Below are 20,697 nucleotides of genomic sequence, written 5' to 3' on the forward strand. Positions count from 1 at the left end.
AGGCCGGGGGGAGGCTGATGCGCTATCGCGTGAAAGCCGTGGGCACGGATGCGGCAGTAGTCGAAACCGAGTTCGATGCGGACAGCGAGGCCGAAGCCAGGGCGCTTGCGGCTGCGCGCGGCCTCGCGGTGCTGTCCTTGCGGCGGGCCGGTATCACCCCCGCGCGCTCGCGTTTTCCGCTGATGCTGTTCAATCAGGAGCTGCTGGCCCTGCTGCGTGCCGGCATTCCGCTGGCCGAGGCCCTTTCGGCCCTGACCGAAAAGGAGAACCGCCAGGCGGTGCGGGTGATCATCGCCGACATGCGGACCGCGCTGAATGAAGGGCGAACGCTGTCGAGTGCGCTCGAGGCGGCGCCTCACGCTTTCCCGAATCTCTACGTGGCGATGATCCGTGCGGCCGAGCGGACCAGCGATCTCGAGCATGCCCTGGCGCGCTACATCGCCTATCGGCAGCAGCTGGACGAGTTGCGCGGCAAGCTGCTCAGCGCGGCGATCTACCCCAGCTTGCTGATCTGTGTCGGCGGCCTGGTGGTGCTGTTCCTGCTCGGCTACGTCGTACCGCGTTTTTCCCATATCTACGAGGATGTCGGCGGCGATCTGCCGTGGCTGTCGCAGCTCCTGATCGATTGGGGACGGCTGGTCGAGGGCAATGCGATCGCGTTGGCCATGGCCTTGCTGGTGGTGGGTGTGCTGGTGGGGGCGGCGGTGCGCAGCCCGGTCGTCTGGAGCGCGGTCGGCCGGCGCTTGTGGCGCATGCCGATGATCGGTTCGCGATTGCGGGGCTTCCAGCTGGCGCGCTTCTACCGGACGCTGGGCATGTTGCTGTCCGGCGGGATACCGGTGGTGACCGCCCTGGGCATGGTGGGCGGGCTGCTTGCGCCGACCCTGCGCAGCGGCCTGGCTGCCGCGATCGAGCGCATCCGCGAAGGCCGCGGCTTTACCGTCACGTTGGTGGAGGAAGGGCTGGCGACGCCGGTGGCCCGCCACATGCTGACCATAGGCGAGCGTGCCGGCAACCTGGGCGAGATGCTCACCCGCGCGGCGGAATTCCACGAAGAAGCCACCGCCCGCGAAGTCGAATGGCTGACGCGCCTGTTTGGCCCGCTGCTGATGCTGCTGATCGGCGGCGCCATCGGCCTGATCGTGGTGCTGATGTATCTGCCCATCTTCCAGCTTGCGGAGAGCGTAGGGTGAGCGCGGCCAGCGATACCGGCATCGACGTCCGCCCGCCTGCGGCAGCGTTGCGGCGGCTGGATGCGGAGGGCCTGAGTGCCCTGGCGCCCGACTTCGAGGTCATCCCCTTCGACGCCGCCCTGCAGCGCGAATGCGTGGCCCTGCGCGATGCCGGCGGCGGCCTGGTGATCGCGGTAGTCGATCCTTCCGATCGCGACCTGCTCGATGGCCTCGGTGCGCGCCTGGACGAGGCCTACGAGCTGGTACTGGCCACGCACGAGGCGCTCGCGACCTGCTTGGCCGGTTACGAGGACGAAGTGCGCCGCGCGGTCGGCCTGGTCGAGGAGCGGGGTGCCGGCGGTGGTGACGAAGGCGCCGAGGATCTGTCGCTGCGCCGCATCAGCGCCGACGTCAGCCCGGTGGTGAAGCTGGTCAACTCGACCCTCTACGATGCGCTCAAGCAGGGCGCGAGCGACATCCACCTGGAGTCGGTGCCGGGCGGGCTGGAGATCAAGTACCGCATCGACGGGGTGTTGTCGCGCGTCGGCGGGGCGGCTGGCAGCGACCTCGCCGAGCAGGCGATCTCGCGCATCAAGGTGATGGCCGAGCTCGACATCGCCGAGCGGCGGGTGCCGCAGGACGGGCGCTTCAAGGCCCAGACCGGGGGCCGCGACATCGATTTCCGCGTCTCCATCATGCCCAGCATCCACGGCGAGGACGCGGTACTGCGGGTGCTCGACAAGGAACATCTCAGCCGCGAAATCAGCGGCCTCACGCTGGAGTCGCTCGGTTTCATGCCAGCCACCCGGGCCGAGCTGCGTCGCCTCGCCACCGAGCCTTACGGCATGCTGCTGGTCACCGGTCCGACCGGAAGCGGCAAGACCACCACCCTGTATGCCATGGTGAGCGAAACCAACCGCGGGCTGGACAAGATCGTCACCATCGAGGATCCGGTGGAGTACCAGCTGCCCGGCGTGCTGCAGATCCCGGTGAACGAGAAGAAGGGGCTCACCTTCGCCCGCGGGCTGCGCTCCATCCTGCGCCACGACCCGGACAAGATCATGGTCGGCGAGATCCGCGACGGCGAGACCGCCGAAATTGCGGTGCAGGCCGCGCTCACCGGCCACCTGGTGTTCACCACCGTGCATGCCAACAACGTGTTCGACGTCATCGGCCGCTTCATGCACATGGGCATCGATCCCTACAACCTGGTCGCCGCGCTCAACGGCGTGGTGGCGCAGCGGCTGGTGCGCCTGAACTGCCCGGATTGCAGCGAACGGATCAGCCCCGATCCCGCAGTGATCGAGGAATCGCGGCTGGGCGACACCGGCGGTTTCGTGTTTCGTGCCGGGCGCGGCTGCGAGCACTGCCGCGGATCCGGCTACCGCGGCCGGCGCGCGGTGGCCGAGGTGCTGGCGATCGACGACGAGCTGCGCGACCTGATCATCGCGCGCGCCCCGGTGCGCAGCGTGCGCGATGCCGCGCGCCGGCACGGTTTCCGCGAGCTGCGCGCAGCCATGATGGAGCTGGTTGCGGCCGGACAGACCACGCTGGAGGAACTCAATCGTGTCACCCGCCACGGCTGAGGTCCTGCTGCGCCTCGAACCCGCCGCATGGCGCCTGCGCGGGCCGGCGGGCGAGCTGCTGGTGGCGCTGGACGGGGCGCCGGTCGAAGCCCTGGCCCGGTTCGACGGCGCGGCGACCCGCGGTGCCGGGCGTCTGAAGGTCGTCCTCGGCGACGGCGTCCTGCGTTATCTCGCGCTGCGCTGGCCGGACAAGGTGGTCCGTGCGGCCGAGCGCCGCGCCTGGCTGCTGCATCGCTTCCAGACCGTACACGGCGTGGCGGAGCCGGACTGGATGCTGGTGAGCGACCGCGACGCGGTCGGCGCCACCGCGCTGGCCTGCGCTGTGCCGCGCGCGCTGGTCGACGGGCTGCGCGCCTTTGCGGCTGCGCGCGGGCTGCGCCTGATCGCCATCGAGGGCGATTTCGTCGATGCCTACAACGCCGTGCAGGCCGGGCTGGACGAGGCGCGCGGCAACTATGGCCTGCTGGCGCTGGCTCGCGGAGGGCGGGTGACGGCGGGGCTGTGGCGCAAGGGCGAATGGCTGGCCCTACGCAGCCAGGCACATGGGCCGTCTGTTGCAATGGAAGTGTGCCGCATGCTGGAAAGCTGGTTGTCCGACGCTGCGCCCGAGTCCGTCGAGCCGCGGGTGGAACCGGGCACCCTGTACGCCGTGGGCTTTGCACCGCTGGTGCCGGCCGGATGGCGGGCATCCCGGCTGAAGGAGCCCGCATGCGCCTGAGACGCAATGCCCCCGCCGCGCTGGCGCTCGATCTGTCCGGAAACCGCAGGCGGCCGGGTTGGTTGGGTTGGGTGCTGCTGGCGCTCGGGCTGCTGGTGCTGGCGCTGCAGCTGAAATCCCTGTTCGAAGCGCGTACCGACCTGGCCGAGCGCGCCGCTATTGTCGAACGCCTGCGCGCGCAGGCGCCTGCCGTCAGCGTGACGACGGCGGGGCAGGCCACCGATCCGCTGGCGGCCTCGAAAGTCGCGGCCCAGCTGCAGGCCGACTGGGCGGGCGTGTTCGGCGCGCTCGGCCAGGCGCCGGACGACGAGGTCGGGCTGCTCGAGGTGCAGATCGATGTCGCCCGCGGCAGCGTGCGCCTGCGCGGCCAGGCGCGTTCGCTCGAAGCCGCGTTCGCCTATGTCGAGGCCCTGGCGCTGAAGGGCGGGCTGCGGCAGGCGCACGTCGACAGCCACCAGTGGGTCGAAGTCGGGACGATGACGGTGCTGGAATTTTCTGCATCCGCACGTTGGGGGGGCGGGTCGTGAAGGCCGGAACAGTGCTCCGCGATCCGGTCCGGCGCGCCTGGCGACGTGCGGGCTGGGCCGGCTGGCTGGGCCTGGCCCTGTTGCTGCTCGCGCTGGCCATCGATCTGCTCGCAGTGCCTGCCATCGAACTGCGACGACAGGCTTTGAGCGCGGAACGGACGCGCCTGCTGCAGGGCAGCGAGACCGCCGGCGGTCTGGTCCTTCCCGCCGGGACGGCGGAGTTCTACGGCCACTTCCCGACGGTGCAGGACTTGCCGCAATTGCTGACGCGGCTGCATGCGATGGGCGACGAGCATGGGCTGGACCTCAGCCGCAGCGACTACCGCAGCGCGGACGAGCCCGGTACGCCGCTGGTGCGCGTTGCGCTGCATCTGCCGGTGCATGGCGAATTCGCCGCCATTTACGGATGGCTGGACGAGGTGCTCCGCGCCATGCCGGCGGTGGGGCTGGAAGCGCTGTCGGTCCGCCGCAGCGATGCCGAGATCGCACCGGTCGACGCCGATCTGAGGCTGGTGGTGTTCGTGAGGCGTCAGCCATGAAGCGCCGCCCCGTCATCCTGCTCGTCGCGCTGGCGGCGACGCTTGCCGCCACCTGGTGGGCCTCGCGCCTGGAGGACGAGGGTGCAACGCAGGGGCCGGTGCAGCGAGCGGCCCGGTCGCTGCCTGCCGGGGCGGGCGGGCAGCCGGTGCTGCCGCAGGGCAAGCTGACGCTGGCCCGCGAAACCTGGCCGGCGCTTGCGGCCGATATCATGCGCCCCTACAGTTTTCGTCCCGAACTCCCGCAAGTGTCGACGCCGGCGGCGCCGTCTGCCGATGTGGAGGGGCCGCCGCCCTTGCCCTTCCGCTTTCTCGGTACCCTGGAAGAAAAGGGCCTGCAGTCGGTGGTGCTGATGGAGGGCCCTACGGTGCATGTCCTGCGTGTCGGCCAGGACGTCGACCAGCGCTATCGTGTAGAACGCATTACGCCGACGCAGATCCTGTTCACCTACATGCCGCTGCGCCAACGCCAATCGCTGGAGATTGCCCCGTCCTATGACCCCTCCCGCTGAAAACGCGCGCACCTGGGTGCCCCTCCTGCTGGCTGTCGCCTTGTCGGCCTGCGCGACCAATTCGTCGCTGGAGCAGAGTCGCGCCGATTTCGCCCGCGGCGACCGTCTCACCGCACTGCTGGCACTGGAGGACGCGGTCAAGCGCGAACCGCGCAACATCGAACTGCGCAGTTACTACCTGCGCCAGCGCGAACTGGTGACGGCCGAACAGCTGGCCCTGGCCGAGCAGGCCCGCGAGCGCGGCGAGTACGACCTGGCCGAAAAGCGCTACCACGCGCTGCGGCGGGTCGATCCCGGCGACGCGCGGGTGCGCGCGGGGCTCGATGCCATCGCCGCCGAGCATCGTCGCCAGGCGCGGCTGGCCGAGGGCGAGGTCGCGCTGGGAAGGGGCGATCTGGATGCCGCGGAGCATCGCGCGCGCTCGGTGCTGGCCGAGGCGCCGGCCAACCAGCGGGCGCAACGGTTGATGCACGAGGTGGACGAACGCCGCCTGAAGGCGGGGCCGGCGGTGGCGCCGGGCGGCATGCTGGCGCGTACGGTCAGCCTGCAGTTCCGCGACGCACCGCTGCGGGCGGTGTTCGAGGCTTTGTCGACCGCGGTCGGGCTCAATTTCATCTTCGACAGCGAGGTCCGCACCGAGGCGCCGGTCAGCGTGTTCGTGCGCGATACCCCGGTGGAGGAGGTGATCAGGCTGATCACCTGGACGCAGCAGCTGCAGCGCCGCCAGCTCAACGCGAACACGGTGCTGATCTTCCCGGCGACGCCCGCCAAGCAGCGCGAGTACCTGGAGCTGGTGTCGCGCAGCTTCTACCTTTCGCATGCCGACGCCAAGCAGGCGCAGGCCTTGCTGAAGCAGCTGGTGAAGACGCGCGACCTCTTCATCGACGAGAAGCTGAACCTGCTGGTGGTCAAGGACACGCCCGAGGCCGTGCGCCTGGCCGAACGGCTGTTGGCCTCGCTCGACGTCGCCGAGCCGGAGGTGATGCTGGAGGTCGAGGTGCTGGAGGTCAGCCGCAACAAGTTGCGTGACATCGGCCTGCAGTTCCCGGCGGAGATCGGATACGGCCTGCTCGATGGCACCGACGGCGGCGAACTGGCGGCGAGCAACATCAATCTCGAGCGCGGCAGCGCGCTGGTGCCCTATGTGTCCAACCCGGCCGCGGTCCTGCGGCTGCGCAGCGAGGACGACGACACCAGCCTGCTGGCGAACCCGCGCATCCGCGTGAAGAACCGTGCCGAGGCCAAGATCCACATCGGCGAAAAGCTGCCGGTGTTCACGACGACCTCGACCGCCAACGTTGGCGTCGCGGCCTCGGTCAGCTATCTCGATGTCGGTCTCAAGCTCGATGTGCAGCCCAGCGTCACGCTCGACGACGAGGTGGCGATCAAGGTGGGGCTGGAGGTCAGCAACATCGTGCGCGAGGTGACCGGCCCTGAGGGCTCGCTCGCCTACCAGCTCGGCACCCGCAGCGCGGCGACCACGCTGCGCCTGCGCAATGGCGAAACCCAGGTGCTGGCCGGGCTGATCAACGACGAGGAGCGCAGCAGCGCCTCGCGCCTGCCCGGGCTGGGCGATCTGCCGGTGGTCGGTCGCCTGTTCACCGCGGAGAGCAAGGAAGGCATCAAGACCGAGATCGTGCTGCTGATCACGCCGCGCATCGTGCGCAACGTGGTGGCGCCGGTCACGTCGCGCGACAACCTGCCGTCCGGCACCGAGGCCATGGTGGGCGCCTCGCCCTTCACCTTGTCGCCGACGGCCGACAAAAGCCTGACGCTGCACGGCAGCGCATCGGGTGCTGCGCCGCGCCCGGCGGCCGGCCTGCTGCCGCCGCCGGAGGCCCTGCCTGCACCCGCCGCGCAGGTGCCGGCGGACGTGGCGGTCACGATGATCGCGCCGCCCAGCATCCAGGCGGGCAGCCTGCTCGATTTCCGGATCGAACTGCAGGGCAACGGCCGCCACGACGGCGGGACGATCGAGTTCGACTACGACGCCAGGCAGCTGGAGCCGGTGGGCTTTACCGCGTCCGGCGAGGGGCGCGGCGCACTTGCGGTGCCGGCAGGGCGTCTGCCGATCACGCTGCCGCTCAGCTTCCGCGCGCGGACCGATGCCAGCGGCAGCGCACGCGTGGCCATCAGCGGCGTGTCGCTCGAGGTCGGCGGTCAGCGTCAGCCGCTGGCCCTGACCGGCTCGGCGACGGTGGCGATCACGCAGTGACGCCGATGGCGCGGCGATCCGTGCGTGGCTTCACGCTCATCGAGCTGATCATCACGGTCGCCATCGTCGGCATCCTGGCGGCGGGAGCGATGCCGCTGGCGCAACTGGCAACGCAGCGCGCCAAGGAGTCGGAACTGCGCACCGGCCTGCGCCAGATCCGCAACGCGATCGACGCTTACAAGGCGGCCTACGACACTGGCCGGATAGAGCGCAAGCTCGGCGCGTCGGGTTATCCGCCCAGCCTGGGGGCGCTGGTGGACGGCGTTGCCGATGCCAGCGATCCGGAAGGGCGCCGCCTCTATTTCCTGCGCCGCCTGCCGCGCGACCCCTTTCATGCCGACGCCACGGTGCCGGCGGCGCAGACCTGGGGGCGGCGCAGCTACGCCAGTCCGCCCGAGGCGCCGCGCGAAGGCGTCGATGTGTTCGATGTCTACTCGCTGACGCCGGGCAGCGGGCTCAACGGCGTGCCCTATCGTGACTGGTGACAGGAGGAGAACAGCGGTGAACAGGGCGGACCGGTCGCTGCGCGCGCGGATCGCACGCGGCTTCACGCTGATCGAGTTGCTGGTGGTGATGGCGATCATCGCGACCCTGCTGTCGATCGCGGCGCCGCGCTATTTCGACCACCTGGACCGTGCGCGCGAGAATTCGCTGCACCAGTCGCTGGCGGTGATGCGCGACGCCATCGACAAGTTTCGCGCCGATACCGGGCGTTTCCCCGAAAATCTGCAGGAGCTGGTGAGCAAGCGTTATCTGCGTGCGATGCCCAAGGACCCGATCACCGATCTCGCCACCAGCTGGCAGGAAGTGCCGCCGCCCGGCGGCCAGGAGACCGGCGTATGGGACGTGCGCAGTGGCGCCCCCGGCAACGGCCTGGACGGGACGGCCTATGCGGACTGGTAGGCTCGCGTCGCAGCGCGGCTACACTTACCTGCTCGTGCTCTTCATGGCCGCAGCGCTGGGCCTGTTCCTGGCGCAGGCCGGCGTGGTGTGGCAGACGCTCGCCCAGCGCGAACGCGAGGCCGAACTGCTCGCCATCGGCGTCGAGATGGCGCGCGCGCTGGCGCGTTACCGCGACGAATCGCCTGTCGGGACGCGGCCGTGGCCGACCGATCTCGGTCAATTGCTGGAGGACCGCCGCTTCCCGGTGCCGCGGCGCCACCTGCGGCGCATCTACCGTGATCCCTTCAGCGGCCGGGCCGAGTGGGGCCTGATCCGCGACGGCGAGGTGATCGTCGGTATCCACAGCCTGGCCACGGCGGTGCCGATACGACGCGCCGACCTCCCGCTCGAACTCGGCAGCGCTGCGGAGAACGCGGCAAGCTACACCGAATGGGTGTTCCGGCCGCGGGCGGCGGGCACGCCGGAGTTTTCCCCGCTGCCGCCGCCGCGTAATGCAAACAGCCCGACGGGCGCCTGATCCGGAGCATGTCGCTGGATGACGTTTGATCTCGATGAATTGACCGACGCCGTTGGCACCCGCCATCGGCCCGTTGCCGACACGCCCCGCATCGTCTGCCTGGTGCCTTCCATCACCGAGCTGATCTGCGAGCTCGAGCTGGCCGACAGCCTGGTCGGGCGCACCGGCTTCTGCATCCATCCGCGCGAACGCCTGCGCACCGTGCCCAAGGTCGGCGGCACCAAGGACGTCAAGCTCGATGCGATACGCGCCCTGGCGCCGACCCATGTGATCGTGAACATCGATGAGAACCGGCGCGAGACGGTGGACGAGCTGGCGACTTTCGTGCCGGAGATCATCGTTACCCATCCGTGCGTGCCAGCGGACAATTTCGCGCTGTACCGCCTGCTCGGCGGCGTGTTTGGCCGCGCGGCGGAGGCGGCGCAGCTGGCCGACGGGCTGCGCGCCGCACTCGACGAGGCGGCGGAAGTGACGGCCGCCTTGCCGCCGGAGCGGGTGCTCTACCTGATCTGGCGCGAGCCCTGGATGACGGTGGCGAGCGCAACCTACATCTCGGCGATGCTCGCTGCAGTCGGCTGGATCACGCTGCCGCAGGAGGCAAGCCTGCGCTATCCGACGGTGGACTGGCAGGCGCCCTGGGTTGCCGACGCGGCGCGCGTCTTTCTCTCCACCGAGCCCTATACCTTCGGCGAGCGCCATATGGCGGAAGTGGCTGCGCTGTCGGGGCGCCCGGTCAACCTCATCGACGGCGAAATGGCGTCGTGGTATGGCAGCCGGGCAATCGCCGGTCTGCGTTACCTGGCGGCCTTGCGCCGCCGCCTCGCCGTCTAGGCAAGCCGGTCGGAGACGAAGCGCTCCGGGGTCAGGATCTGGAAGCGGTCGCGCACCAGCCGGTGGCGGGCCAGGCGCAGCAACGCCTTGTCCCGTGTCAGCAGGTAGTCGGCGGTGGCGTCGCGGGTGATCTCGAGGAATTTCTGGTCGTCGCGGTCGCGGCACAGCGGCAGCAGCGGCGTTTCTGCCGCCGGGTCGGATGCCGCGATCAGCTTTACGCGTTCGCGGTAGCTACCCAGGATGCGTGTCTGCTCGGTGGCGGCGATGGCGAACTGGCTGTAGCCGAGCACGCGGCGCAGTTCCTCCAGGGCGTCTTCGCGACAGCAGGGGACGTAGCGCGGGCTGTCGAGCGCGGTGTGCAGTGCGGTGAGGCCGGGGTCGCGGAAGAACCACAGCGCCATCACGGTATTGGTGTCTAGCACCAGACGTGTGGGATAGGACATCGGGTACAAATGAAAAGGGGAAGGACGCCGTCCTTCCCCCGAGCCTTGCTGCAGAGGCCGCTCAGGCCGCCTTGCGGGCGTCCAGGCGGATCTTGACGAAGGAACCCGGCGCGTCTTCCAGCGCCTTCAGCTTGCCATTGGCCGGATCGCGCGGGGCGACCTGCTCGGTGTCATGGGCGCTGACCCAGGCCTGCCAGTCGGTCCACCACGAACCGGCCTGCTGCTGGGCGCCTTCGAACCAGGCGTCGGCGGTGGCCGGCAGCTTGGCCACCGGGTTGAGCCAGTAGCCGTACTTGTTGGCCACCGGCGGATTGACGATGCCGGCGATATGACCGGAGCCGCCGAGCACGAAGCGCACAGGGCCACCGAAGTTGCGTGCCCCCATGTAGGTGCTCTTCCACGGCGCGATGTGGTCCTCGATCGTCGAGATGAAGTAGCACGGCACCTTGATCTTGCCGAGGTCGATGGGCACGCCGTCGATCTCGACGCCACCCGGCTCGACCAGGCGGTTCTCCATGTACATCGCGCGCAGGTAGAAGCTGTGCATCTTCGCCGGCATGCGGGTGGAATCGGAGTTCCAGTACAGCAGGTCGAAGGGGAAGGGGTCCTTGCCGAGCAGGTAGTTGTTCACCACGAAGGACCAGATCAGGTCGTTGGCCCGCATCATGTTGAAGGTGCCGGCCATCTCCGAGCCTTCCAGGTAGCCGCGTTCGAACATCTTCTTCTCGAGGCTGGAGATCTGGCCTTCGTCGATGAACACGCCCAACTCGCCCGGTTCGGAGAAGTCCGTCATGGTGGTGAAGAAGGTGGCGGCGGCGATGCGCTTTTCCTTCTTCGCCGCCAGGTAGGCGAGCGTGGTGGCCAGCAGGGTGCCGCCCAGGCAGTAGCCGGCGGCGTTCACTTCCTTCTCTCCGGTCTGCTTCTCGATGGCGTCGAGGGCGGCGATCACGCCTTCCTTGACGTAGGACTCGAAGGTCTTCTCGGCCTGGCGCTCGTCCGGGTTCACCCACGAGATCACGAACACGGTGTGGCCCTGATCGACGCACCACTTGATGTAGGAGTTCTTCTCGCGCAGGTCGAGGATGTAGAACTTGTTGATCCAGGGCGGAATGATCAGCAGCGGACGCTTGAGCACCTTGTCGGTGGTCGGCGTGTACTGGATGAGCTGCATCATGTCGGTCTGGAACACGACCTTGCCCGGCGTGGTGGCGACGTTCTTGCCCAGCTCGAAGGCCGAGGTATCGGTCATCCTGACGCGCAGGTTGCCACCGCCGTCCTCGACGTCGCGCAGCAGGTTGTTGAGGCCCTTGATCAGGTTCTGGCCGTGGCTCTTCACCGTTTCGCGGAAGACTTCCGGGTTGGTGATGGCGAAGTTGGACGGCGACAGCGCGTCGATGTACTGGCGGGTGTAGAAATTGACCTTCTTCTGGGTCTGCTCTTCCAGGCCTTCGACGCAGCACACGGTGTCGTGGATGTGGCGGGCGGCGATCAGGTAGGACTGCTTGATGAAGTCGAACATGAAGTGTTCCTGCCACTCCTCGTCCTTGAAGCGCTTGTCCGACTTTTCCGGTGCAGCGATCGGCGCGGCATTCACACCCATGAAGCGCAGCATCGAGTGCTGCCACAGCGAGAAGTAGTCCCACACCAGGTTCATCTGCGCCTGGGCGAGCTTGTAGGGATTGGACAGCAGCTTGGCCATCATGTCCATGAAGGCCTGGGCGATGCCGAGTTCGTCGGCCGGCGCGGCCACGCCTTTCTTCAGCTGGCGCTGGACATGCTCGCTGATCAGGTGCGAGGCGCGCTGGGCGACTTCGGCGTAGGTCTTGGCAACTTCCTTGGGGTCGGGCAGTTCAGGGTGCTGGTGTTCGGTGCCGGGTGCAGCCATTGTTTTTGTACTCCTCGTTCCCGCGGTCCGGGGCGGACCGCTTAGCTGGTCGTGGTGAAACGGAACCCATCCGCGGCGCTTCCCACCCGGCGCAGCTCTCCCAGCTTCACCAGGTGATTCAGATGGGCAATCGCCTCCCCCATGGCGAACATGACCTGATGGGTATCCAGCTCGCGCGGGAACAGCGTGCTCAGCAGGTCGGCCGCCGACTGTGGTTCGGCACAGGCAGCGACGAGTGCGTCGCAGCGTTCGCGATGGTGAGCGATGAGCTGCTCCACGCGGGCGCGGATCCCTTTGAAAGGTCTGCCGTGGGATGGTAGCACGAGCGTGGTGTCGGGCAAGTGACTGATGCGGCGCAGCGAATCGAGGAACCAGCCGAGGGGGTCATCCTCCGGCGTTGCCGCGTAAACACTGATGTTGGTGGAAATGCGCGGCAGCAGCATATCGCCCGAAATGAGCACCCCGAGGGCCTCGCTGTAGAGGCTCATGTGCTCCGGTGCGTGGCCGTAGCCGACGATCACTTCCCACTCGTGCGCGCCGATGCGGACGCGGTCGCCGTCGAACAGGCGGTGGTAGCTGGACGGGATCTCGGGGATGCCGCGGCGATAGGCGTTGCCGCGTTCGGCGAGGGCGTCAAGGCGTTCCCGGTCGAGCCCGTGGGCGCGAAACTGTGCGACCATGTCGGCCACCGAATAGCCCGGCAGTTGGTGCCAGATGGCATGGCCGGCGAGGAATTCGCCCAGGGTGGTGTGCAGCGTGGCGTTGTCGTGCTCCATCAGCCAGCTGGCGAGGCCGAGATGGTCCGGGTGATGATGGGTGACGAAGACGCGCGACACCGGGCGGTTTTCGAGGTCGAGCACGGCGTTCCACTGGACCTTGATCGGGTCGAGGCCGAAGCCGGTGTCGACGATGGCGAGTTCGTCGTCGTCGTCGAGCAGCCACAGATTGATGTGGTCCAGTGCAAACGGCAGCGGCATGCGGATCCAGCGCACGCCGGGGGCGATTTCGACGGCGGTGCCGGGTTCGGGCAGGTCGGCGACGGGGTAGTGGAGTTCCTTGGGGGCGTTCATGGCTTTGTCTCGTTCTCCTGCTTGGTCCGGCTTGGGCTCCACGGTTACAGTGCGTTGCCGTGGCTTCCGGGATCCGTTTAATATTTTCACGATGCGAAATTGATCCGCATCCAGATCAAACACTGACCGACACCTGGTGGAGTCGGTGGCAATGGCAGACATGGTCCGCGAACAAACCTACACCATCACCGAGCTGGCCCGCGAGTTCGACATCACCCCGCGTGCGATCCGCTTCTACGAGGACCAGGGGCTGCTGACGCCGTCGCGGTCGGGCCGTGCGCGGGTCTATTCCCGGACCGATCGTACCCGCCTCAAACTGACCTTGCGCGGCAAGCGCCTCGGTTTCTCGCTCGCCGACATCAAGGAACTGCTCGACATGTACGACGGCGTGCGCAACTCCGCACCGCAGCTCGAGCGCTTCCTGGCCGGGCTGGCCGCGCGCCGCGCTGCGCTCGAACAGCAGCGCCTCGACATCGAGGCGGTGATGCAGGAGATCGACGTGCTCGAAGAGCAGTGCCGCGCCTTGCTCGGTCACAACGCCGAGGGTGCTGCGGCGGCGCGCGCCGAGCTGGTCCGCCGCATCGACAACGCCAGCACCGCTTGATTTTTTTTCCAGTTAGTTTACGTTGACGTAAACGTAATAAAAAGATCGCGAAAGCACAAATGATTCGAAGGCAGCCACGCCTTCGCGGTGGAGGAGACCCCGATGCGACACGAGCCGCTGCAGTTCCAGCCGCGCGACCCGGACTACGCGGCGCGCGTGCGCGCCAGCTTTGCCCAGCAGCAGGCGATGGCACTGATCGGTGCCGAACTGGCGGTGGTCGAGCCCGGCTATACCGAAATCCATCTGCCGCATCGGCCGGAGATCACCCAGCAGCACGGCTACATCCACGGCGGCGTGGTGGGCATGATCGCCGATTCCGCTGCCGGTTATGCCGCCAACACGCTGACGCCGCACGACACCAGCGTGCTTACGGTCGAATACAAGCTGAACCTCATCGCCCCTGCCGACGGTCAACGCCTGGTGGCGCGCGGCGAGGTCATCAAGCCCGGCCGCACGCTGCTGATCACCCGCGCCGAGGTGTATGCGATCCGCGACGAGAAGTGGAACCTGTGCGCGGTGATGCAGCAGACCATCATGGCCATGCACGGCAAGAAGGAACTTGCCGGCTGAGTCCTCGCCGGCACCCAGGGCCGCGTCCGTTCGGCGGGCGCGGCGCATGAATCGACAGACAGCAACAGGAGCAGCCAGCATGTCCGATCCCGTAGTCATCGTTTCCGTCGCCCGCACGCCGATGGGCGGCTTCCAGGGCGATCTTTCCGGCCTCACCGGGCCGCAGCTCGGCGCCATCGCGATCAAGTCGGCGGTGGAGCGCGCGCGCCTCGCGCCCGAACAGGTGCAGGAGGTGATCATGGGCTGCGTGCTGCCCGCCGGTGTCGGCCAGGCGCCGGCGCGTCAGGCGGCGTTGGGCGCCGGGCTGCCGCTGGCGGCGGGCTGCACGACGATCAACAAGGTCTGCGGTTCGGGCATGAAGGCGACCATGCTGGCCCACGACCTGCTGCTGGCCGGCACCAACGAGGTGATGGTGGCGGGCGGCATGGAGTCGATGTCGAACGCACCTTATCTGCTGCCGAAGGCGCGCGGCGGTTATCGCCTGGGTCACGGCCAGCTGCTCGACCACATGTTCCTCGACGGTCTGGAAGACAGCTACGCGAAGGAAACCAGGGGCCGCCTGATGGGCACTTTCGCCGAGGATTGCGCCGCGCATTTCGATTTTAGCCGCAGTGCGCAGGACGAGTTCGCGGTGGCGTCTACGCAGCGCGCGCAGGCGGCGATCAACGAGGGCGCTTTCACCTGGGAAGTGGTGCCGGTGACGGTGGCCGGGCGCAAGGGCGATGTGGTGGTCGACAAGGACGAGCAGCCGCTGAAGGCGCAGCTCGACAAGATCGGCACGCTGAAGCCGGCGTTCAAGAAGGATGGCACGGTGACCGCGGCGAATTCGTCGTCGATTTCCGATGGCGCGGCGGCGCTGGTGCTGATGCGCAGGTCGACCGCCGACAAGCTCGGGCTGGCGCCGCTGGCGACCATCGTCGGTCACGCAACCCATGCGCAGGAGCCGGCCTGGTTCACCACCGCACCGGTGGGGGCGATGCAGAAGGTGCTGGCGAAGGCGGGCTGGGGCGTGGGCGACGTGGATCTGTGGGAGATCAACGAGGCCTTCGCGGTGGTGACGATGGCGGCGATGAAGGAGCTGAACCTGCCGCACGACAAGGTCAATGTGAATGGCGGCGCGTGTGCGTTGGGCCATCCGATCGGCGCGTCCGGTGCGCGCATCCTGGTGACGCTGATCGGCGCGCTGCGCCGGCGCGGGCTGAAGCGCGGCGTGGCCAGCCTGTGCATCGGCGGGGGCGAGGCGACCGCGATGGCGATCGAGGTGAATGCTGCCGTGGCTTGTGGCGGCTGATCCCTTGGCGCGTTGAAACGCCGGCCGCGCCGGGTACTTGCTCCGCAGGCTGCGGAACTCGGCCTGCGGCCTCGGACAGTCCTCGCCAGCTCCGCAAGTACCCGACACGTCCGGCTTGACGTGGGCGGCTGCTGAACACTTGTTTATGGAAGGCCTCGCCTCCTTTTGGAAACACCATGATTCTGACCTCCGAACAGGAACTCATCCGCGACTCCATCCGCGCCTTCGCGCAGGAGCGCCTCGCCCCCTTCGCCGCCGAATGGGACCGCAACCACACCTTTCCACGCCAGGCGTTGAAGGAACTCGCCGAACTCGGCGCGCTCGGCATGGTGGTGCCGGAAGAGTGGGGCGGCGCCGGCATGGACTACATGAGCCTGGTGCTGGCGCTCGAAGAGATCGCCGCCGGCGACGGCGCCACCTCCACCATCGTCAGCGTGCAGAACTCGCTCGCCTGCGGCATCCCCGCCAAGTACGGCACCGACGCGCAGAAAGAACGCTGGCTGAAGCCGCTGGCGCGTGGTGAGATGCTGGGCTGCTTCTGCCTGACCGAGCCGCACGTCGGCTCCGACGCCTCGGCGCTGCGCACCACGGCCGTCCGCGACGGTAAGGAATGGGTGCTCAACGGCGTCAAGCAGTTCATCACCACCGGCCGCGAGGCCGACGTCGCCATCGTGTTCGCGGTCACCGACAAGGCGGCCGGCAAGAAGGGGATTTCCTGCTTCATCGTGCCGACCGCCACGCCCGGCTACATCGTCGCCCGCATCGAGGAGAAGATGGGCCAGAAGGCCTCCGACACCGCGCAGATCCTGTTCGAGAACTGCCGCGTGCCGGCCGACGCGCTGCTCGGTGCGGAAGGCGACGGCTACCGCATCGCGCTCTCCAACCTCGAAGCCGGCCGCATCGGCATCGCCTCGCAGTGCCTCGGCATGGCGCGCGCGGCGCTGGAGGCGGCGGTGAAGTACGCGCACGAGCGCGAGACCTTCGGCAAGCCGATCTTCGAACACCAGGCGGTGAACTTCCGCCTCGCCGACATGGCGACGCAGCTCGAAGCCGCGCGCCAGCTGGTGTGGCATGCCGCCAGCCTGAAGGACGCCGGCCGGCCCTGCCTGAAGGAGGCGTCGATGGCCAAGCTGTTCGCCTCCGAGATGGCGGAGAAGGTGTGTTCGGACGCGATCCAGATCCACGGCGGCTACGGCTATGTCACCGACTTCCCGGTAGAGCGCATCTACCGCGACGTGCGGGTGTGCCAGATCTACGAAGGCGCCTCCGACATCCAGAAGCTGGTGATCGGTCGCGCGCTGGCGCAGTAGGCGCTCGCTGCCCTGTTTTTGCCATCCTGCGGACGAGCAGCGGCGGGTTTCCCTGCTCCCTCCCCTTCCCGCCGTGTCCGCAGGATCCTTTCCCTTTCGCCGAAGGAGTGAGCACGATGCGTGATGGCGCCGCGCCCATCGATTTCTGGTTCGACTTTTCGTCGCCCTACGGCTATTTCATGAGCGAGAAGATCGATGCGCTCGCCGCGCGCCACGGCCGCAGCGTGCGCTGGCGACCCTTCCTGCTCGGCGTGGTGTACAAGCTGGTGGGCGGCCGGCCGCTGACCGAGATCCCGCTCAAGGGCGACTACTCCCGTCACGACCTCGACCGCAGCGCGCGCTTCCTCGGCCTGCCGTTTGCCTTGCCGACCCCTTTCCCGGTGGCGACCCAGCATGCCGGCCGCGCCTTCTACTGGCTGGCGGCGGAAGACGCCGCGCTGGCCCGTCGCTTTGCGCACGCCGCCTATCGCGCCTATTTCGTCGATGGGCACGACATCTCGCAGTTGCCGGTGGTGCTCGAACTGGCCGCGGGGCAGGGCATCGAGCCTTCGGCGCTGGCCGAGGCGCTCGGCACCGACACGGTGAAGGAGGCGCTCAAGACGGCGTCGAACGAGGCCATCGAGGCCGGCGTTTTCGGTTCGCCTTATGTCATCATCGATGGCGAGCCCTTCTGGGGCGTGGATCGCCTGCCGCAGATCGAACGCTGGCTGGCCGGCGGTTTCTGACGCAAGGCCGGAAGGGGGCCGGGGAACGACCGGCCGCTCACAGCTGACTAAGGGCCGACAGAGCCCGCAAACCGACAAGCCCGACCCCGACACAAAGCCATGAGCCTTCCTTCCCCCTGCATCAACATCTGCCGCATGGACGCCGACACCGGCTGGTGCGAGGGCTGCCAGCGCAGCCTGGACGAGATCGCCGGCTGGAGCCGCGCGAGCGAGGACGACAAGCGCCGCATCCTCGCCGCCGTCACCGAGCGTCGCGCCTGGCTGGCCGAGGCGGCCGCCGCGGGAGCCGGGCGATGAGCGGCGACGCGCTCTGCGTGGGCGTCTGCATGATCGACTGGGATTCCGGCGTCTGTCTCGGCTGCGGTCGCACCGCCGACGAGATCAACGGCGTGCCGACACCGCCGCCGGCCGAGCCGGCGCCTGCCGCAGTGCCCCTGCCGGCCAACGTCGCCGCCCAGGTGGGCGAGGGCAGCGATTGAAGGTGGCTGCGCTGCCGGCCAGCGTGCAGGTGTTCGAGCGCGGCTGGCTGTCGGCCAACAATGTGCTGCTGTTCGACGGCGACGAGGCCACCCTGATCGATTCCGGCTATTTCAGCCACGCGACGCAGACGGTGGCGCTGGTGCGCGCAGGCCTGGGCGGACGGCGGCTGGCGCGGCTGGTGAACACCCATTCCCATTCCGACCACATCGGCGGCAACGCCGCGCTGCAGCGCGCCTTCGGCTGCAGCATCACGGTGCCGGCCGGCATGGCGGCGGCGGTGGCAGCCTGGGACGAGGATGCGCTGCTGCTCACCACGGCGGCGCAAGTGGGCGAGCGTTTCGCCCACGATGCGGTGCTCGCCGCGGGTGAGCGCTTCGTTGCCGGCGAGCTCGAGTGGCAGGCTCATGCGGTGCCCGGCCACGACATGGACGCGCTCGCCTACTACAGCCCGGACAGGCGCATCCTGATTTCCGGCGACGCGCTGTGGCGCGACGGTTTCGGCATCCTCTTCGCCGACGTGCTCGGCACCGGCGACGGCGTGGGCGAGGCACGCCGCACGCTGGAGGCGCTCGGCCGTCTGGCGGTGGACGTGGTCATCCCCGGCCATGGCGCACCCTTCGTCGAATTCGACGACGCGCTCGAACGCGCTTTCGCCCGCCTGGCCGCCTTCGAGGCCGACGGCGCCCGCATCGCGCGCAATGCCATCCGCGCCTGCATGAGCTTCGCCCTGCTCGATGTACGCCGCATGGCGCTCGATACGCTGCCCGACTACCTGGCCACGACGCCGCTCTACCGTGAAGCCAACGCCCGCTTTCTCGGGCTGACGCCCGACGCGCTGGCCGACTGGCTGGTGGCCGAGCTCGAACGCGCCGGGGTGGCGCAGCGCGAGGACGGCGCGCTGGTCGCCCGCTGAGCCGTCGGACATGCTGCGGCGCGCTTGGCGGCATGCGGCTGCGCTATAGTTGCGAGGACTTCTCGTTGACGCGGAACCCATGCAGATCGTACTCATCAGCGGCCTCTCCGGCTCGGGCAAGAGCATCGCCCTCAACGTGCTGGAAGACGCCGGCTACTACGTGGTCGACAACCTGCCCTCGGCGCTGCTGCTGCAACTGGTGCTGCACCTGCGCGGCTCCGGCTACCAGCGCGCCGCGGTGGCAGTCGACATGCGGTCGGGCACCAGCATCGCGGCCCTTCCGCAGCAGGTCGAGGCGCTGCGCGGCATGGTGGACGACCTGCGTTTCATCTTCCTCGAGGCGCGTGACGACACCCTGATCGCGCGCTTTTCCGAGACCCGCCGCCGCCATCCGCTGGCCGACGAGGACGTGTCGCTCGAAGAGGCCATCCAGCGCGAACGCGACGCGCTCGCCAGCGTCGCCGAGCTGGGCCACCGCATGGACACCAGCGACATCCAGGCCAACACCCTGCGCGCCTGGATCAAGGATTTCATCCAGGTCGAGGCCAGCGAAGGACTGACGCTGATGTTCCAGTCCTTCGGCTTCAAGTACGGCATTCCGCTCGACGCCGACCTGGTGTTCGACGTGCGCTGTCTGCCCAATCCCTACTACGATCCGCAGCTGCGCCCGCTCACCGGGCGCGACAAGCCGGTGATCGACTTCCTCGAGAAGATTCCCGAGGTCGCGCGCATGGCGGAAGACATCCGCCGTTTCGTCGCCAGCTGGTTGCCGGCTTACATGCGCGACAACCGCAGTTATCTCACCGTCGCCATCGGCTGTACCGGTGGCCAGCACCGCTCGGTCTACCTGGCCGAATGGCTGGCGCAGCGCTTCCAGGACAATGCGCGCGTGATCGTGCGCCACCGATCGGCGGCGCGCCGCGCCCGCGACCAGCCCGCCAACGGATCGGGCAAGTGAGCCTGCGGCTCGCTCCGGCGCTGGCCGAATGGCGCCGGTTGCTGCGCGTTGGCGACCTGCTGATGATGGCGCTCGGCCTGGCGGTCTGCGTCGGGTCCGCGCTGGCGTTGTGGCGCGGCGGCGCGCCCGACGGCGCGGTGATACGGGCCGGGGGCAAGGTGTACGCCGAGGTGGATCTTGCCCACGCGCGCATCGTCGAGGTGCCGGGGCCGATCGGCACCACCCGCATCGAGATCGAGCCCGGCCGTGCCCGCGTGGCCTCCGACCCCGGTCCGCGCCAGTACTGCGTGCGCCAGGGCTGGCTGTCGCGCGCCGGTGCGGTGGCCATCTGTGCGCCCAACGAGGTCAGCCTCGCCCTCACCGGTCGAGGTACGGATTATGACTCCCTCAACTATTGAACTCGTCCCGACCGCGGAGGACCGCCGCATCGCGCGCCATGCCGCGGCGGCCATTGTGCTGACGGTGGCCGAGGCCGCGATTCCGCTGCCGCTGCCCGGCGTCAAGCCGGGGCTGGCCAACATCGTCACGCTGATCGTGCTGGCGCGCTGGGGCTGGCGCGAGGCGGTGTGGGTGGCCTTGCTGCGGGTGGGGGCGGGCAGCCTGCTGCTCGGCCAGTTCCTGGCACCGGGCTTCTTCCTCAGCCTGTCGGGTGCGCTCGCCAGCCTGCTGACGCTGGGGCTGGCGATGCACCTGCCGCGGCGCTGGTTCGGGCCGGTGAGCCAGAGCATCCTGGCCGCCTTCGCCCACATCGGTGCCCAGCTGGTGGTGGCGCGGCTATGGCTGGTGCCCCACGACGGCGTGTTCTACCTGGTGCCGGTGTTCGCGGTGGCAGCGGTGGTCTTCGGCACCGTGAATGGCCTGATCGCAGCACGCCTGTTGGCCGAGCTACCGCCGACCGATCCTGCCCGCCCAATGCCGGAACGCTAGCCGA

General features: G+C 68.5%; 25 protein-coding genes. 22 read left to right on the forward strand and 3 right to left on the reverse strand.

Features of this window, described 5'->3' with window-relative positions; all coding sequences use genetic code 11:
* The first annotated feature begins 17 nt into the window (after nucleotides 1-17).
* Genes CJ010_RS02515 through CJ010_RS02565 form a run of 11 tightly spaced genes read left to right on the forward strand, consistent with a single transcriptional unit; the run spans nucleotide 18 to nucleotide 9,517 of the window.
* Nucleotides 18-1,193, forward strand: coding sequence for a type II secretion system F family protein (locus CJ010_RS02515; protein ID WP_141016582.1), 1,176 nt, complete (start codon nucleotides 18-20; stop codon nucleotides 1,191-1,193).
* Nucleotides 1,079-2,758 carry a GspE/PulE family protein gene (locus CJ010_RS02520; RefSeq protein WP_141016583.1) on the forward strand — a complete coding sequence of 560 codons (1,680 nt, stop codon included), beginning with the start codon at nucleotides 1,079-1,081 and terminating at the stop codon, nucleotides 2,756-2,758. Before CJ010_RS02515 ends, CJ010_RS02520 begins: the two co-directional genes overlap by 115 nt.
* Nucleotides 2,739-3,476, forward strand: coding sequence for a hypothetical protein (locus CJ010_RS02525; protein ID WP_141016584.1), 738 nt, complete (start codon nucleotides 2,739-2,741; stop codon nucleotides 3,474-3,476). The genes CJ010_RS02520 and CJ010_RS02525 overlap by 20 nt, the downstream gene beginning before the upstream one ends.
* Entirely contained in the window at nucleotides 3,467-4,003 is a 537-nt protein-coding gene (locus CJ010_RS02530) for a hypothetical protein (RefSeq protein WP_141016585.1), read from the forward strand. The genes CJ010_RS02525 and CJ010_RS02530 overlap by 10 nt, the downstream gene beginning before the upstream one ends.
* On the forward strand, nucleotides 4,000-4,542 hold the full coding sequence (locus tag CJ010_RS02535) for a GspMb/PilO family protein (protein ID WP_141016586.1): 543 nt from the start codon (nucleotides 4,000-4,002) through the stop codon (nucleotides 4,540-4,542). Before CJ010_RS02530 ends, CJ010_RS02535 begins: the two co-directional genes overlap by 4 nt.
* Entirely contained in the window at nucleotides 4,539-5,051 is a 513-nt protein-coding gene (locus CJ010_RS02540) for a hypothetical protein (RefSeq protein ID WP_141016587.1), read from the forward strand. The genes CJ010_RS02535 and CJ010_RS02540 overlap by 4 nt, the downstream gene beginning before the upstream one ends.
* Nucleotides 5,035-7,266 (forward strand): secretin N-terminal domain-containing protein, encoded by a 2,232-nt coding sequence (locus CJ010_RS02545; RefSeq protein WP_141016588.1) that lies wholly within the window; start codon nucleotides 5,035-5,037, stop codon nucleotides 7,264-7,266. Before CJ010_RS02540 ends, CJ010_RS02545 begins: the two co-directional genes overlap by 17 nt.
* Nucleotides 7,267-7,271: 5 nt before the next feature.
* Nucleotides 7,272-7,751 (forward strand): type II secretion system protein, encoded by a 480-nt coding sequence (locus CJ010_RS02550; protein WP_141016589.1) that lies wholly within the window; start codon nucleotides 7,272-7,274, stop codon nucleotides 7,749-7,751.
* Between the two features lie 16 nt (nucleotides 7,752-7,767).
* Complete coding sequence (locus CJ010_RS02555) at nucleotides 7,768-8,169, forward strand: type II secretion system protein (protein ID WP_240794481.1); 402 nt, start codon at nucleotides 7,768-7,770, stop codon at nucleotides 8,167-8,169.
* Nucleotides 8,156-8,686 (forward strand): type II secretion system protein, encoded by a 531-nt coding sequence (locus CJ010_RS02560; RefSeq protein WP_141016590.1) that lies wholly within the window; start codon nucleotides 8,156-8,158, stop codon nucleotides 8,684-8,686. The genes CJ010_RS02555 and CJ010_RS02560 overlap by 14 nt, the downstream gene beginning before the upstream one ends.
* Nucleotides 8,687-8,704: 18 nt before the next feature.
* The gene (locus tag CJ010_RS02565) at nucleotides 8,705-9,517 is read left to right on the forward strand and encodes a helical backbone metal receptor (protein ID WP_141016591.1); all 813 of its coding nucleotides are present in this window, start codon (nucleotides 8,705-8,707) and stop codon (nucleotides 9,515-9,517) included.
* Here CJ010_RS02565 and CJ010_RS02570 read toward each other — a convergent pair.
* The 3 genes from CJ010_RS02570 to CJ010_RS02580 form a co-directional block, all read right to left on the reverse strand.
* Complete coding sequence (locus CJ010_RS02570) at nucleotides 9,514-9,960, reverse strand: putative toxin-antitoxin system toxin component, PIN family (RefSeq protein ID WP_141016592.1); 447 nt, start codon at nucleotides 9,958-9,960, stop codon at nucleotides 9,514-9,516. The two genes, CJ010_RS02565 and CJ010_RS02570, sit on opposite strands and share 4 nt — an antisense overlap.
* A 61-nt stretch (nucleotides 9,961-10,021) precedes the next feature.
* Nucleotides 10,022-11,845, reverse strand: a complete 1,824-nt coding sequence (locus CJ010_RS02575; RefSeq protein ID WP_141016593.1) for an alpha/beta hydrolase — start codon at nucleotides 11,843-11,845, stop codon at nucleotides 10,022-10,024.
* 41 nt (nucleotides 11,846-11,886) lie between these two features.
* Entirely contained in the window at nucleotides 11,887-12,915 is a 1,029-nt protein-coding gene (locus CJ010_RS02580) for an MBL fold metallo-hydrolase (protein ID WP_141016594.1), read from the reverse strand.
* Nucleotides 12,916-13,075: 160 nt separating this feature from the next.
* Between CJ010_RS02580 and CJ010_RS02585 the strand changes: the two genes are divergently transcribed.
* The 11 genes from CJ010_RS02585 to CJ010_RS02635 all read left to right on the forward strand — a co-directional run bounded on the left by CJ010_RS02585 (nucleotide 13,076) and on the right by CJ010_RS02635 (nucleotide 20,693).
* Nucleotides 13,076-13,519 (forward strand): MerR family DNA-binding transcriptional regulator, encoded by a 444-nt coding sequence (locus tag CJ010_RS02585; protein ID WP_141020541.1) that lies wholly within the window; start codon nucleotides 13,076-13,078, stop codon nucleotides 13,517-13,519.
* 102 nt (nucleotides 13,520-13,621) lie between these two features.
* Entirely contained in the window at nucleotides 13,622-14,089 is a 468-nt protein-coding gene (locus CJ010_RS02590; RefSeq protein ID WP_141016595.1) for a PaaI family thioesterase, read from the forward strand.
* Between the two features lie 79 nt (nucleotides 14,090-14,168).
* Nucleotides 14,169-15,380 carry an acetyl-CoA C-acetyltransferase gene (locus CJ010_RS02595; protein ID WP_141016596.1) on the forward strand — a complete coding sequence of 404 codons (1,212 nt, stop codon included), beginning with the start codon at nucleotides 14,169-14,171 and terminating at the stop codon, nucleotides 15,378-15,380.
* 176 nt (nucleotides 15,381-15,556) lie between these two features.
* Nucleotides 15,557-16,690 (forward strand): acyl-CoA dehydrogenase, encoded by a 1,134-nt coding sequence (locus CJ010_RS02600; RefSeq protein WP_141016597.1) that lies wholly within the window; start codon nucleotides 15,557-15,559, stop codon nucleotides 16,688-16,690.
* A gap of 116 nt (nucleotides 16,691-16,806) precedes the next feature.
* A complete protein-coding gene (locus CJ010_RS02605) occupies nucleotides 16,807-17,415 on the forward strand; it encodes a 2-hydroxychromene-2-carboxylate isomerase (RefSeq protein WP_141016598.1) in 609 nt (202 codons plus the stop codon).
* A 99-nt stretch (nucleotides 17,416-17,514) separates the two neighbouring features.
* Nucleotides 17,515-17,712, forward strand: coding sequence for a DUF1289 domain-containing protein (locus CJ010_RS02610; RefSeq protein ID WP_141016599.1), 198 nt, complete (start codon nucleotides 17,515-17,517; stop codon nucleotides 17,710-17,712).
* Nucleotides 17,709-17,894 carry a DUF1289 domain-containing protein gene (locus CJ010_RS02615; RefSeq protein ID WP_141016600.1) on the forward strand — a complete coding sequence of 62 codons (186 nt, stop codon included), beginning with the start codon at nucleotides 17,709-17,711 and terminating at the stop codon, nucleotides 17,892-17,894. Before CJ010_RS02610 ends, CJ010_RS02615 begins: the two co-directional genes overlap by 4 nt.
* An 11-nt stretch (nucleotides 17,895-17,905) precedes the next feature.
* Nucleotides 17,906-18,808: an MBL fold metallo-hydrolase gene (locus CJ010_RS02620; RefSeq protein WP_371415702.1), complete on the forward strand. Its 903-nt coding sequence runs from the start codon at nucleotides 17,906-17,908 to the stop codon at nucleotides 18,806-18,808.
* 79 nt (nucleotides 18,809-18,887) lie between these two features.
* On the forward strand, nucleotides 18,888-19,766 hold the full coding sequence (gene rapZ, locus CJ010_RS02625; protein ID WP_141016602.1) for an RNase adapter RapZ: 879 nt from the start codon (nucleotides 18,888-18,890) through the stop codon (nucleotides 19,764-19,766).
* A gap of 62 nt (nucleotides 19,767-19,828) precedes the next feature.
* A complete protein-coding gene (locus tag CJ010_RS02630; protein WP_371415703.1) occupies nucleotides 19,829-20,164 on the forward strand; it encodes a NusG domain II-containing protein in 336 nt (111 codons plus the stop codon).
* Entirely contained in the window at nucleotides 20,145-20,693 is a 549-nt protein-coding gene (locus CJ010_RS02635; protein ID WP_205754879.1) for a Gx transporter family protein, read from the forward strand. The genes CJ010_RS02630 and CJ010_RS02635 overlap by 20 nt, the downstream gene beginning before the upstream one ends.
* Nucleotides 20,694-20,697 lie beyond the last annotated feature (4 nt).

The organism is Azoarcus sp. DD4 (genome assembly GCF_006496635.1).
Taxonomy (GTDB): domain Bacteria; phylum Pseudomonadota; class Gammaproteobacteria; order Burkholderiales; family Rhodocyclaceae; genus Azoarcus.